This window comes from Telluria sp. ZB4P36 (assembly GCF_059685865.1).
This window is the reverse complement of the sequence record NZ_JCASIE010000011.1, coordinates 117080-129679: the sequence shown is the minus strand read 5'-3', so window position 1 is coordinate 129679 and position 12600 is coordinate 117080. Positions and strand designations below refer to the sequence as shown.

12 protein-coding genes are annotated in these 12600 nt (G+C 62.8%); all 12 read right to left on the bottom strand.

Annotated features, from left to right (window positions below; all coding sequences use genetic code 11):
• Positions 1-78 precede the first annotated feature (78 nt).
• Genes AC56LK_RS15525 through AC56LK_RS15470 form a run of 12 tightly spaced genes read right to left on the bottom strand, consistent with a single transcriptional unit; the run spans position 79 to position 12532 of the window.
• Positions 79-597, bottom strand: coding sequence for a hypothetical protein (locus tag AC56LK_RS15525; protein WP_497185392.1), 519 nt, complete (start codon positions 595-597; stop codon positions 79-81).
• Positions 597-1583 (bottom strand): hypothetical protein, encoded by a 987-nt coding sequence (locus AC56LK_RS15520; RefSeq protein ID WP_497185391.1) that lies wholly within the window; start codon positions 1581-1583, stop codon positions 597-599. Before AC56LK_RS15520 ends, AC56LK_RS15525 begins: the two co-directional genes overlap by 1 nt.
• Complete coding sequence (locus AC56LK_RS15515; RefSeq protein ID WP_497185390.1) at positions 1583-2503, bottom strand: hypothetical protein; 921 nt, start codon at positions 2501-2503, stop codon at positions 1583-1585. Before AC56LK_RS15515 ends, AC56LK_RS15520 begins: the two co-directional genes overlap by 1 nt.
• Entirely contained in the window at positions 2500-7497 is a 4998-nt protein-coding gene (locus AC56LK_RS15510; RefSeq protein WP_497185389.1) for a DUF4214 domain-containing protein, read from the bottom strand. Before AC56LK_RS15510 ends, AC56LK_RS15515 begins: the two co-directional genes overlap by 4 nt.
• Before the next feature lie 9 nt (positions 7498-7506).
• Positions 7507-7851, bottom strand: coding sequence for a DUF1799 domain-containing protein (locus AC56LK_RS15505; RefSeq protein ID WP_497185388.1), 345 nt, complete (start codon positions 7849-7851; stop codon positions 7507-7509).
• Between the two features lie 17 nt (positions 7852-7868).
• On the bottom strand, positions 7869-8201 hold the full coding sequence (locus AC56LK_RS15500) for a hypothetical protein (RefSeq protein WP_497185387.1): 333 nt from the start codon (positions 8199-8201) through the stop codon (positions 7869-7871).
• A 34-nt stretch (positions 8202-8235) separates the two neighbouring features.
• Positions 8236-9198 carry a phage tail tube protein gene (locus AC56LK_RS15495; protein WP_497185386.1) on the bottom strand — a complete coding sequence of 321 codons (963 nt, stop codon included), beginning with the start codon at positions 9196-9198 and terminating at the stop codon, positions 8236-8238.
• 3 nt (positions 9199-9201) lie between these two features.
• Positions 9202-9390, bottom strand: coding sequence for a hypothetical protein (locus AC56LK_RS15490; protein ID WP_497185385.1), 189 nt, complete (start codon positions 9388-9390; stop codon positions 9202-9204).
• A 1-nt stretch (position 9391) separates the two neighbouring features.
• On the bottom strand, positions 9392-9829 hold the full coding sequence (locus AC56LK_RS15485; protein WP_497185384.1) for a hypothetical protein: 438 nt from the start codon (positions 9827-9829) through the stop codon (positions 9392-9394).
• Positions 9826-10122, bottom strand: coding sequence for a head-tail joining protein (locus AC56LK_RS15480; RefSeq protein ID WP_497185383.1), 297 nt, complete (start codon positions 10120-10122; stop codon positions 9826-9828). Before AC56LK_RS15480 ends, AC56LK_RS15485 begins: the two co-directional genes overlap by 4 nt.
• 12 nt (positions 10123-10134) lie before the next feature.
• Positions 10135-10467: a DUF2190 family protein gene (locus AC56LK_RS15475; protein ID WP_497185382.1), complete on the bottom strand. Its 333-nt coding sequence runs from the start codon at positions 10465-10467 to the stop codon at positions 10135-10137.
• A gap of 49 nt (positions 10468-10516) precedes the next feature.
• Positions 10517-12532 carry a prohead protease/major capsid protein fusion protein gene (locus AC56LK_RS15470; RefSeq protein ID WP_497185381.1) on the bottom strand — a complete coding sequence of 672 codons (2016 nt, stop codon included), beginning with the start codon at positions 12530-12532 and terminating at the stop codon, positions 10517-10519.
• Between the last annotated feature and the right edge of the window lie 68 nt (positions 12533-12600).

Here is a 12600-nt window from a genome sequence, read left to right as displayed (position 1 = left end):
TTCATAACGTTGAAACCAGCAAGCGCCGTACGCAAAAAGGCCCGCCGAAGCGGGCCGTAGGGATACGCAAGAACAAGATCAGCCGGGGAACGGCCCGGAGTACCCGATGCTCAACATCGGCAGCTCGGCGAGCAACTCGGCATGGGTAGGCGCGGGCCTTTCGCCGGCCTTCACGGCCGCGAGCATCTGCTCGCAGGCATACCAGCAGGCGGAGCGCCATGCGCGAAAGGCCCGGCCCTCGGCCTGGTAGCGCGCCACAGCGGGCTCTTCGGCATAGGTGATGACACTGATCAGGTTGTCGTAGCCGAAAGTCACAGCCCGTCCGTCCAAATGCTGCTGCACTGCGGCCATGTAAGCGGCCACGGTCTGCGCCTCGGTCGGCTCGAGCGGCACAGCCGGCGGCAGCAGCTCCAGCCCGTCGCGCGCAGCGTTGGCGCGGTATTGGACCCACTCGGCGCGCACTTCCTCGCCGACCGGGATGTGGTTCTCCGCATGGTCGGGGTGCAGCAGTTGGAAATACGAGCCAGTCAGGATGCCGGCGTCGTCGAAGGTCACGTAGCCGAACGGCTGCGGCACGGGGGGTTCGTTGTCGCTCATTATCCGATTTTCCTCAAAAGAAGTTCGCCGTAGATCTCTGGATACCCGCTTACTGCAAACGGCGTTCCGAGTTCGGAGGGGCCGCCCGACCCGCCTTGCACGATTTGCTGAATGCCGATGATGCCTCCAGCGGGCAGGGAGATCACGCCTTTCAGCAGCGAGCGTGTTTGCACGTTGGAGCCGGTATACGTGCTCTCGGTGGTGCCGATGTCGTAGGACACCCCTAGAGTGTGATTGTAAAGTCGCGAACGGTGCCCGCCAACGTTACAAGCTGGCAGTGAGCCGTTGAATTCGTAGACCCCTGCCGGCAACGTGACGCGATTCCCGGAAAGGGTAGCGCCGAACTCGTTGACGCGCACGCTGTTGAGTACGGGTTCAAACCAGCCACCATATGCTGGCGCGGCACCTCCGCCAACCCCGGCAGCTTGCTCATTGCGGACGTACAGGATCGGGTGCGATCCGATATCGCCCTTATCCCCGGCGCGCTGGAAATGCAAAAGAACCGCGTCGTCACCAACGAACGGAAGTGTGTGACTGCTGGCAATAAAGCTGACGCTGAGCTTTCCATACGTGGCACTTTGCGGCGCGTACCCAGTCATGCGGTACACGGCCCAGCGCGTCGGATCGCCTACCTTGGTCAATCGGATATGGCCTTTAATCGTGTTAGAGACGTTGTCGTTCATTGACGCTAACAGCGCCGCCACCGAATAGCCCGCAGTGTTCAGGTCGACGCCAATTTCGGTCGAGTTGGTGGCATCGCTGCCGCTGATTGCAAGCCTCCCTTCCGCGCCCAAATTCACCCACGGGCCGAATGTGTACGGAATCGCATACGCCCCGCCCGCTGCGATGGAGTTGAGGTTGCCAACTAGAGCGAGCAGCTCGCCCACAAAGTTGATCAGCCACGTAATGAATGCATCGACGCGCTGTGCGAATGTAGCGCGGTCTCCTCGCTGGGGCGCCGCTGGTGGAGGTGTGAGAAGTGCCATCAAATAAGTCCTTGTACAGAGAGAGAAAGTTCACAACGGCGTGGGCTGACAGCGGTAACTTCCCCGCTGCCCAGGCCATACACGCGGAGGAAGGCATATTCATTCAGCCCGGAAGCGATCCAGACCGCCGGCACATCGAGCAGGCTCCGGAGCAACTCGGTAACCGCGTTCCCTTCGGAGAGGTCTAAGACTGCTGAGGCCATCATGTCCATTGCGGTTTTCCTCCGCTTTATCGACGTCTTCCCGAAGTCGTCCGTCTTGATGTAGCTGTAGGTCTTTGGCTTGGCCTTGGCGCCGTACTGGGTATTGCCCAGCGCGCGGACATCGCCGATCGCGAAGGCGCCGCACTTGACCTGGCCGCCGCCCGCCGACAACGTGAGCGTGAGCTCGGCGCTGTTGTACTGCTCGATGTCGCTGACAAGGAAGTCGGCTAGCGGCTTGAATCGGTCGAAGAAGTACTCGTCGTAGTCACCTGGTTGGGATCCTTCGAGCAGCCCCGAATAGCTATAGACCACATTGCCGCCTGGCGCATCCCTCACCACAATGTCAATCTCACCCGCATCCAGCCCGGCCAGGTACAACCCGGTAAAGCTACCCGGCCGGACTACGATAGTCATAGGCGACGGAGCTACCGTCTGCGTGCTGACCTCGCCATCGAACATTGCCCAACGGTTGGTGGGCCCGTAGTCCAGCCAGTAGGCAGTGCCGCCGGTCTGGTTGAGGACGCTGGTCGGATCCTTGCCTGTACTGGCCATCAGGCACTCGTAGATTCGGTGCGTTGCGGCGCTAACGCAGCGGTCTCCAGGCGCATAGGCATTGCTGTTCGACCACGCCGGATAGTCGTTCTCGGGGACGGTGCTGCTGATAAGGGTCAGGTCATCGACCGGAACCGGGGCAAGCACGCTCAGCGAAGCGGTCATTTCGCGATCTCCACCAGCATTGGTGCATTGCCGCCCGCAGTCGCGTTCTCGAACATGTCTTTGTGCGCTCCTGTGTTATTCGAAATCTTCTCCAGTGCTTCCTGCTGCCGCGCCACGGTCAGGCGCAACGCCTTGATCTCGGCCACGATAGCCGCATCGTTCGACACCGGGGTGGCCAGGCGCTGCATCAGCTGCTGGTGGCTGACGATGCGGCTCGGGCCCGTGAACTCGAGCTCGGGCCCAGTCTCGCCAACCATGCGCACGCCCCCAGCGAAATCACCGCCGTACGCGAACCCAGGGATCTGCTTTGCTTCCGCGCTCTGCTCGAGCGCCTTCTGGATGTCGGCGTAGGACACCCCCTTCCCTACCTGCTCCACGAAGAACTGCAAGCCGGCGGCGTCGGCCTGCCTGCCAAGCGTGGCCTGGTACATGTTCCTCAAGTTCGCTTCCGGCGAGTTGGCGATCGCGCTCAGAATGTCCGACTGCGATACGCCCTGTGCCGCCTTGTCCTGCCAGAACTGCATGCCGGCGGCATCAGGGGTACGCCCAAGGACACTCTGGTACTGTGCATTGACCGCGCTGGCCGCGGCGACGACCGCGTTCCCCTTCGCACTCTGGATCGACAGTCCCAAGGCGGCAATCGCATCTGCTACGGAGAGCACGGATGTATCGATGCCTTTCAGGACATCGATCTGCTGCTGGGAGATGTCGAGGATGGAGTCCAGCCTCTTCGATTCTTCTTCCAGCAGCTTGAGCGACTGTTCCTCGACGCTCAACGTATCTTCAGTCAGGTCTGCTAAGGCCGCGATGTCGTTCTGCGTAGTGAAAAAATCGCGCAGGTAGTCTTCCTGGGTGGCGAACATATTCAACGCATCCTGGGTGAGCACGGACAGGGACCGCTTGAGGCTGTCGGCTTCGGGCAGCACGCCACCCGCTTTCGCGGTCGCCAGCGCGGCCTGGATCTGCGCACGTGCAGCTTCGCGGCTACCCAGTCCCATGTCGGGATTGCCCATGCCGTCGATCGCGCCGCGCAGTGAGGACGCCAGCGCCTGATGCTGAGCAATGGTCGCCTGGACGCTGGCGGTGCGCTCCTGTAGCGCCGCTTTCTCCCGGCCGATCACCCGCTGCAGTGCCGAGAAGGCACCGTCCACGCCGGACAGCAGGGACGTCGCCTGATCCTTCGTGGCCTGGGTCAGGTTGCGTTGCACTTCAACCTGCGCTTCCAGCGCGGCCTTGGACTCCTTGAGTGCATTGATCTGATCGAACAGGGGGCGGTTGCTTTCGTCCAGCGCAGCACGCTGCTTGTCCAACAGCTGCACCGACGTCATGGTGAGCTCGTCCAGCTGCTGCTGGAGATCCTTGCGCTCGTCGTAGATGTACTGCTCGGCATCGGCGATCTGCTTGAGCGCCGGTGCGATCTGGCTGAGGACGGCGAAGGCCTTGGCGCCGGCATCGGTGGCCGGGTCGAGCGCAACCAGGTAGTCGCGGAACATCCTGGTGGCGTCCTCGCCCGACGCCTTCAGTCCGTACTGGCTCAGGATCGGCTGCACACGCGCCTTCAGAGCGGCAGCCTGCTCCTGTTCGGTGAAGAAGTCCCGCAGGAACTGCTCGCTGTTCTGCACGAACTTCTGCAGGCCGCCGGACAGGTCGAGCAGGCGCTGCCGCGCGGCGATGGAATCGATGCCGATCGCACCAAAGGCCATTCCCATAGACTGCATGACGACGTCGACTGATTGGTAGCCCTGCGCGATACGCACCAGGGTTTCCATATAGCCCTCGCCCACCGCCTGGAACTGCTCCAGGCCGCCGACCGCGAACTGGGCCATATCGTCGCCCAGCTTCGAGAAAACTTCCTGCAAGGTTTTCTCGATCTCATCGGCCTTCATACCCTTGAAACTGATCTTGCCGATGTCCACGACGAATGCGTCCAGCTTTTGCGTGAATGCGTCCGTCGGCAGGCCCATGGCGATACCGGCCTCGAGGATCCCGTCGGACAGCGACAGCAAGACTTTCGTAATCTGGCGGTTGCCGTCGGCACCCAGCCCTTCCAGCTGGGTGCTCATCTTGTCGCTGCGGAACCAGCCTCCATCCTTCTTGATGTCGGCGTAGCTCATGGCATTCAGGCCGCCATTGGCAATGGCGCCCAGCGTAGCCTTGTCGACCGTGAAGCCGCTGTCCTCCAGCGTCGTCTTGCCGCCGAAGATCGCGCCCATGATCTTGCCGGTAGCCTTGCTCAGCCAGCCGCCGGTGAGCTTGTCGAGGGCTATGCCCAGCACGCCACCCTGGAGGAAGCTCGCCTTGTCCGAGCTCCAGAATTCCTCAGCGCTACCCTGCCCCAGGCCGGCAATCGGCGCCTTGCCCGTGATGTTGGTGTCGCGCACCACGAGCGCCGAGAACGAGCCGATATTGCTCTTGATCTCGGTGAGCGCATTCAGCATCCCCATGCTGATGGCCAGACCCTGGTAAGTGTTGTCCTCCACACGCTCCAGGGAACGCGCGATGGATTCGGACTTGGCGCCGGAGTCGCCGAACACGCTGCCGGTACCCTGTGACTGCTGGCGCGACTGCGACAGGCTGATGCTCGAACCTCCCACGCCACCGAGCATCTTCGCTCCAACGGCCACGACCGCAGCCATGGTAGCCGCGCCGGCGGCCAGGTTCAGTGGGAAAGGCAGAGACGCGATTGCCTTGACGACGGCGGTGATGCCCCAAGCGCTGGCCTCGGTGCCGGCCAAGGCGGTCGAGGCGGCCGTCGTGGTGGCCTCGCCGGCGAGCTTGCTGGCGTTCAGGGTGGTATGGGCCGCCACCTCCGCTTCCTTGAAGAACATCTTCTTTACCAGCGCTTCACTGGCCATGGCGAGCTCGTACGCACGGAACGCCTTCTCGGCGGCTTCCAGCGTGTGGTAGCCCTTGCTGCCTTCGGAGAAGAAGCCCTTGGCGGCGGCGGTCATATCGCCGTAGACGGTGACGCGACTGCGCAGCTCGTCGCGCGAGATCGCGGCCGAGGCGGCGGCGTAGCCTTTCGAGTCCGTTGCGAAGCGCATGGCCGCATCCTTGCGGGCCTTGTCCACCTCGGCCTGGCGGATAGCGTAGGCATCGAGGTTGCTGACGAGTTGGGTCAGCGAATCGCCGGCTGCGCCGAACGCGCCCTTGAGCGCCTCACCAAAGGTCTGCGCCTTGGTCGGGTCGAGGAACTTGTCCAGGTCTTCGCCGGCCTTCTTTGCGGCCTCGGCGGCATCCACCGATGCAAGCGCCGTCGCGCTGCGCTTTTTCGCGGCGATCAACTTTTCCAGGTGTTCGATTTCCTCCAGCGTCAGGCCGAGCGAGGATCGCTGGGCCAGCTGGTTTTCCAGCCGTGCCAGCTCTTCCTGCTCGATCGCTCCCTTGGTCATGCCAAAGGTGCGGGCCAGGACTTCATTGCGTGCGGCTTCATCCGTTGCATCGGCCAGCACCTTTGCATTCGACTCCAGCCACTCCTGACGGATCTTCTCCCATCCGGCCTGGCCTTCGGCTGCACGCTTTTGCGACGCGATTACTGCGTTGGTGGCTTCCAGCTCCTGTAGCAAGCCGCCGACGAAGGCGCGCTGCTTGGGCCCCAACTTCAGCTTACCGGCCGCGATCTGCTCGTCCAGGCGGATCTGTTCCTGCTGGGCCCCAGTGGCGGCCTTGCCTGTCGTGGCTTCGATCTGGGACTGCTTGATCTTTGCCTTGATGGATTCCGTAAGGGCGCGGTAGGCCTCGGCAGCTTTGCCTGCGGCTTCAGCGTCGTTGTTCTTCCCGGAGCTATAGTCTGCATCAGGCTTGTCCGGCTCGGGCCCCTTAGGAGCTTTCGCCGCACCTTTGCGATCGGAGATCCGTGCCATCACCGCCTGCTCAAACAAGTTGGCGGGCTGGTTCCAGAGACGATCGTATTCCGCATTTGCACTTTCTACAACTTTGTTTCGATCAGCTAACGCCTTCTTGGTGCCTGCGAATGGGTCCGCACTTTCACGAAGTTTTAAAAATGCATTTATGGGATTGCGAAGCTTTGCCACCTCACCTGCGGCAGTCGCCAGATATTCGACATCCGCACCAACTACTTTGAAACTGCTGCTTACTGCAGATACGATTCGAGGAATCAACGTCAGAACGTCAACCACGCGCGCGGCGCCCACCGCCATTGCCTCAGCCCAGCCGGAGTCCTCGCTGGTGGCCAGCTTGCTTTGGGCCTTCATCACATCCGATATGCCGCTCGCAAGATCGGTCATTGCCGGAACCCCGGCAATGACGATCTCGTCAAAAGCATCGCTCAGGCGACCGCGCAGCAGGCCCATCTGGTCCTGCAGACCCGCGGCCTCCGATGCTGCCTTGGTCGAAATCGTCGAGAACTCATCGACCGAATCAGCCACATCGTTCAGATAAGGCAGCAAGTCAATGCCAGATTTTTTGAATAGGTCGTTGGCGAGGGCGGCTTTGCCAGCCCCGTCCTTGTAACCCTGCAGGCGCTTTGCAATGTCGACCATCAGGTCGGCAGGGTCACGCAATTTACCAGCGCTGTCGCGAGCCGAGATGCCCAGGAATGCGAGTGCTTTACCGGTCTTGCTGGATTCATCATCGGTGTTGGCCAAGCCCTTATTCAGGTTCGACAGCGCACTGCCGACCGTCCCGAAATCGACACCGAAAGCGGCAGCGACCTTCTGCAGTTTTGACAGGCTCTCGACGCTCGAACCGGTCTTCTGAGCCATGTCGTCCAAGTCGCCAAACTTATCGAGCGCGTCACCGATCTTGCCGGTCAGCATCGCCAAGGAAACTCCCGCGATGGTGTAGGACGCGATGTTGCCGAACGTCGACTGGACACTACCGATGCGATCGTTCAGGGCGCCGAGCTGGCCCGACACGCCCGCCAAGGACTGTGCGTTCATGCGCCGCAGCGCATCAGCGACGCTATCGAGATTGCGCCGGCTGTCGTTCGCACCGTCGACGCCTACGGTGATAGTTGCACGTGTTCCCGCCATCGCCCAGTCCTAGCCTTTCCGTTTTTCCGCCCACTCTTCCAGGCACGCTTGCTCCATCAACTGCACCATCGCGAACAGCTCGGCACGCTTCTTGCGGCCGATATCGCGCATGCGCATGCAGGTCTCGACACCGGGGTAATTCAGGCCGACCGCGCCGGCCATCCCCACATTCCACTGGGTCTGCAGGCCAAGCCACAGGGAGAACGCTTCTTCGTTCTCGGGCCATAGCCAGTACTCGTCCTGCTCCAGCACCCGGGAGTCTTCGGCATACAGGCCGAAAGCGGCGAGCGCCTCATTGACGTGCCGCTCGGCCTTGCCTGCCTCGTCACCGAAGCGGAGGTCGCCGCGCGCCATGAGGCGCACGGCCTTGATCAGTTTTTTGCCGTGGCCGCAATCTGCTTCATGTAGCTCGTGAAGCACAGGAAGGGCATGCCAGCGTTGCTCAGCATGCCGTCCAGGCCTTCGGTGCTGAAGATGACGGCCGCGCCGCCCTCGTCTTTGACGCTCTCCCAGCCCTCGGCCACGCGTCGCACGAAGTCCTTGACCGACCCGCTCTTGTCCGACTGCTCAGCTTCGACCTCTTCCTGCGTCAGGCGCTTGCAGTGGAGAGTGAAGTCGAACTCGACCGGCTTGCCATCCTCGCCCGGCAGGGTGCCCTTGACGCGGACCGGGAGCTTGTTCAGTTTTTTCAGTACGAATGCCATGTGGCGGTTCCTTGCAAATTAAATTGGTGGATGGTTATTGGGTGACGATGCGCCATTCGTCGTTGCCGCTGACCGGGACCAGGCGCACGTCGAAGCCGATCAGGCGCTTGCCGTTGAGCTCGGACTTGCGCGGATTGGTCAGCTGTGCCGCCGGCGCGAACACGATGACCTTGTTGCCGGCGACGGTGCCGATGGTCAGTGCCAGGCTCTTGGTGACGTTTGCCTTGACGTCCGCCATCAGCGCGACTTCCTGCGCGGCGGTGAGCTCCAGTTCGAGCGTTGCCGTCGACTCGCGGTCGGTGATGTCGACCGTCTCGGTGCCCAGCATCGGCGTAAAGTTGACGGTGTTGCCGAAGTTGAGTTCCAGGCCGGTGCTGTTGTGGACCGTGCCACCGGTCAAGGCGCCGGCCGCATAGGTCGCGCCGAGCGTGATGTCGATGACGTTCGCCTTGGTCATCGCCACAGGCTTCTTCCACGGCGTGAAGGTCGGCACCGCGTTCGGTACCGCAGCGACGCCACCGTCCAGGCCAGTCCACTCGAAGCGCAGGACGGGACGGTCGCCGACCTTGGCCGACAACGTGCAGTTGCCCATCGACGCCAGCACCTTGTGCAGGACGCCATCGTCGTAGTAGTACTGGGTCAGCGACTTCAGGCCAGTCGAGACAGGCTGATATTCCACGCGCGCAGGCGTGGAAAGCACGCCTTCCGCCGCGGCGCAGCCCTGCAGCAACTGGCCCCAGGCCGGCGCGGTGCCAGCGGTGCCGGACCCTGCCAGCTCGACGGTGTACGAAATCTTGACGCTGGCCGGGCCGACCAGCTGCTCGCTGCCGCCGAAGTAGCCGCGGACCAGGTTGCGGCCGATGGCCTGCGCTTCGAGAGGAGTGATGCTCACGTCCGAAACGAGTACTGCGTTGTCAGGACCAGTCGGCAGGGCATCTTCGCCCACGGTCGTTTCCACCTTCGCGGTGACGATGGTGTTTTTGATACTGCGTGCCATGATTTACTCCTGATGGGGGGCCGGGGCGGCGGCCGGTTCGTTGGCTGCGTTGGCCGAGGCGGCCTCAACAGGGGCTTCGGCAGGGGTTGGGTCGTTCGAGATCCATACCCACTGCGCTTCGTCGAAGGTCCACGATCCGCCGCCAGGCATCGGTGGGATCACGCGGTCGTTCTGGTTTTGTTCGGTTTGCATGTCAGCTGATAAGTGCGTTTTCGGTTCGGTGCTGGGCGACGTAGGTCAGACGCACCCATCCTGTTTTCTTGCCTTCGGCCGTGTTCTCCGCTTCGATGCCGGCAATGACCAAGTCATCAAGCATGCCGCCCAGCGTAGGGTCGGCAGCCAGGCGCTCGTAGACGCGTTCGAACAGCGGGTCGACCACCACGTCACCGGTGACCCCTACTACGCTGCTACGTGCGTAGCAGTCGACGGTGACACGGGTCGACCAGTCGATAGGCGCCAAGGCGATCGAGCCGTGCTGCGGGAGCGCCTGCTCCCATTGCACGCTGATCGACTCGTCCTCCTGGTCTGGGACCACGTTTGCCCGGGCGCGATGAATCGACTTGCAGACCGCAGGGCTGGCCGCCAGCATTGTGATGACGGCGCTGACCACCTCCGAGAATGCGGTGCTCATTGCACGCACTCCACCGTGAGGGTCGTCAGTCCGGTGCCGTCAGGCGACGACGCAATGATTGCGTACGGCACGCCTGCGATCTGGAGCAGCTGGTCGACAGGTTCCTCCATCACCGCGCTCGATGCGACGGTGAGGGTGGGACTGGTGTCGGCGGCACCGCCGCCAAGGTTCGCCACGCTCGAAGGCCGCCGGAAGATGCCCGGCACCGTATCGCCCGCGATCACCACCTGGACGTTCGCCAAGTGGTTCAGTACGCTCGCATTCGCTACGGCTTCAAGGTTGGCGAAGAGCATGGCGGCCAAGCCTTAGCGGACGACGCCGTCGAGCAGCACCGATGCGGTGGTATCGCTGCCGCTCTTGGCCACCGCCAGCGCGCCGACCAGGGTGTTGTTGGTCGCGGTCGTGGTCAGGCGGCGAGCGGTATTGTCCCAGTACATCTTGACGCCGGCCGCGCCGGTATCAGGCGTATTGGCCGTCAGCGCGTACACGCCGGTACGATCGATCTCGACCTGGTTACCCTGCGTGGCATCGCCGGCAGCGACGCCGAACAGCGCACCGGCCAGGACGCCTTGGCCGCTGGTAACGGCATACGGTGCGAGGACGCTGAGGACGTCGCCCTTCTGGATCTTGTTTTTCATGCGAGTTGCTTTCTATCGTTCGTTGGACGGTTGACCTGCAGGCATTGGCTTAAGCGCCGTTGCCCTTGTACAGGCCGCGGTGGTCGACTGCCTTGGCTGCGAAGTCCAGGCGGCACTTCCAGGTAACGCCGTCCACTTCGAAGCCGGTTTGGCTTTCGATGACCGGGCCTTCGGCGCCGTCCAGGTAGCAGTACTCGACGGTGTCGATCTGGCTGTTGTTACTGGCCAGATACCACGCCTTGTCGCTGATGCCGTCGAGGATCGGCTCGACGATCGGCTCGACCGCGGTGCGGCCGCCGGTGCGGAACTCGTTCACGTCGCCCTGCTTGGCCGGCACATAGTTCGAGCTGGTCAGCTGGTAGGCGTCCTGCTCCAGCGATGCCGGTACGATCAGGAAGTTCGGCGCCAAGTTCAGCTCTTCGCCCTGCAGCCCCTTCTGCAAACGCATCGCGGTACGACCGGCCTTGAGCGAGGTCAGCTGCAGTGCCGAGCCAGCACCCGCGCCCAGGTTCTTGTGGTCGTCGTGGAACAGCGCGACACCGTCCGCCATGTTCGGGTTGCCGGTCAACTGGCTGTAAACCAGTCGATTTTCTAGACGGCTGGAGCTCGCACCGAAGGCAGTCACCAAGCGCTCGAAGGCGCGCAGGTCGTCGTTGATGATGGCCTGGCGGGTCAGCGATACCATTCGGCCGTAAGTCACGAGGGCGTACGACACACCGCCGTCCTTCATTTCGCCGTACTTGAATTCGCCGTGCTCGTTGGTCTGCAGCAGATTCGGCGCGGCGCCCAGCTGGACGACGCTGATGCTCTTGAAGTCCGGCGCGTTCGGCGCGCGGCGCGCCCACTGGGTGTAGGTACCGGCGTTTTCCTGGTAGGCATCGCGCATGCGTTTGTTCGCCACGTTGGCGAACAGCGAACCGAAGTCGCTGGTGCCGTGTGCGCCCGAACGGAAGTGCAGGATCTCCGTGGCCAGGCGCATACGATCCATGCCGCGTGTTTGGACACCACGCGACTCCAGGTACTCACGACCGATCTCTAGGATGCTGAGGCCGCGGTATTGACGACCGTTGTCGGTCAGCTGGGCGCCCGCATGGATGCGATGCATCATCGCTTCTTCGATTCCGGCCATGCGGGTCTGCCGCTCGTCGCTGACAGTCAGAATGTGCACATTATGGTGGCCGCCACGTGCAGCGTCGCCACGAGCCAGCTCTTCCAGCACGGCAGCGCGCGCCTGGTCGACCGAATTGCCGCTGCGGATCAGGCCAGCGGCCAGGTTGGTAACGCCGTGGCGGACACACAGGTCGGTGATGTCGGCCGAGCGGGCAGCGGCTTCTTGGGCGGCGCGGGCGGCGTCATCAGCAGTAGGCGCAGGCGCGACAGCTGCGGCGGCTGGTGCCGGCGCCGCAGGGGCGGCCGAGCGGGTAGGTTCGACAGGCGCAGGGTTCTGGGCGCCCGACTGGGTAGCAGTGGTCATATTTTCTTCCTGGTTGGAGGGAACGGGATGGGCGGGCGCCCGGGTGATGAACTCGCATGGGTGGCCGTTCTGTGGTGCGCTGCGCGTGCTCGCGCCAGCGTCGAACGGAACGGTCACGAAACTGATTTCGTATGGCTCCCACGCGACGGCCCGATAGAGAGGCACGTTGATGCCGTCGGTGCGGTCAATGGCGCGGATGATTTCGTACTTGCCGACGCGGTAGGTAAAGCTAATCGAGCGGATGATGCCGGCCTTAATGTCGGCTACGACACCTGCGAGCTCCGGCCTGGTCGACAGGCGCAGGGTGGCGCGGCCCTCGCCCTTTTCAATACTGCCGCGCAGCGCAATGCCAATGATCGACCGGATGCCACCGTGGATCTCGTGGTTGTCGAGAACCTGTACAACGCCAGCTTCGAAACGCGCCATGTTGACCGCCTCAGGCGTGACAACCAGCTCTTCATCGTAAGGGGTGTCGTTGTACCAGTCGTACCGGCGGCCCATCGCGCCAGTGGTCCAAACCACGTCAATGGTATTCTCGGCGTCATTGAAGGTGGACGGCACCAGCTCCGCCGCGCGCGAGAGCGGCGGCATGTCGCGAGGATCGGTCGCGCTCCGGTGTTGGGTAGTCGCAGTAGTAGGCGTCGTCATGCGGCCCATTC

What these genes read in the sequence shown, in the direction of transcription:
- AC56LK_RS15525 (WP_497185392.1), bottom strand. Translation starts at nt 597, where the DNA reads ATGAGCGACAACGAACCCCCCGTGCCGCAGCCGTTCGGCTACGTGACC.
- AC56LK_RS15520 (WP_497185391.1), bottom strand. Translation starts at nt 1,583, where the DNA reads ATGGCACTTCTCACACCTCCACCAGCGGCGCCCCAGCGAGGAGACCGC.
- AC56LK_RS15515 (WP_497185390.1), bottom strand. Translation starts at nt 2,503, where the DNA reads ATGACCGCTTCGCTGAGCGTGCTTGCCCCGGTTCCGGTCGATGACCTG.
- AC56LK_RS15510 (WP_497185389.1), bottom strand. Translation starts at nt 7,497, where the DNA reads ATGGCGGGAACACGTGCAACTATCACCGTAGGCGTCGACGGTGCGAAC.
- AC56LK_RS15505 (WP_497185388.1), bottom strand. Translation starts at nt 7,851, where the DNA reads ATGGCGCGCGGCGACCTCCGCTTCGGTGACGAGGCAGGCAAGGCCGAG.
- AC56LK_RS15500 (WP_497185387.1), bottom strand. Translation starts at nt 8,201, where the DNA reads ATGGCATTCGTACTGAAAAAACTGAACAAGCTCCCGGTCCGCGTCAAG.
- AC56LK_RS15495 (WP_497185386.1), bottom strand. Translation starts at nt 9,198, where the DNA reads ATGGCACGCAGTATCAAAAACACCATCGTCACCGCGAAGGTGGAAACG.
- AC56LK_RS15490 (WP_497185385.1), bottom strand. Translation starts at nt 9,390, where the DNA reads ATGCAAACCGAACAAAACCAGAACGACCGCGTGATCCCACCGATGCCT.
- AC56LK_RS15485 (WP_497185384.1), bottom strand. Translation starts at nt 9,829, where the DNA reads ATGAGCACCGCATTCTCGGAGGTGGTCAGCGCCGTCATCACAATGCTG.
- AC56LK_RS15480 (WP_497185383.1), bottom strand. Translation starts at nt 10,122, where the DNA reads ATGCTCTTCGCCAACCTTGAAGCCGTAGCGAATGCGAGCGTACTGAAC.
- AC56LK_RS15475 (WP_497185382.1), bottom strand. Translation starts at nt 10,467, where the DNA reads ATGAAAAACAAGATCCAGAAGGGCGACGTCCTCAGCGTCCTCGCACCG.
- AC56LK_RS15470 (WP_497185381.1), bottom strand. Translation starts at nt 12,532, where the DNA reads ATGCCGCCGCTCTCGCGCGCGGCGGAGCTGGTGCCGTCCACCTTCAAT.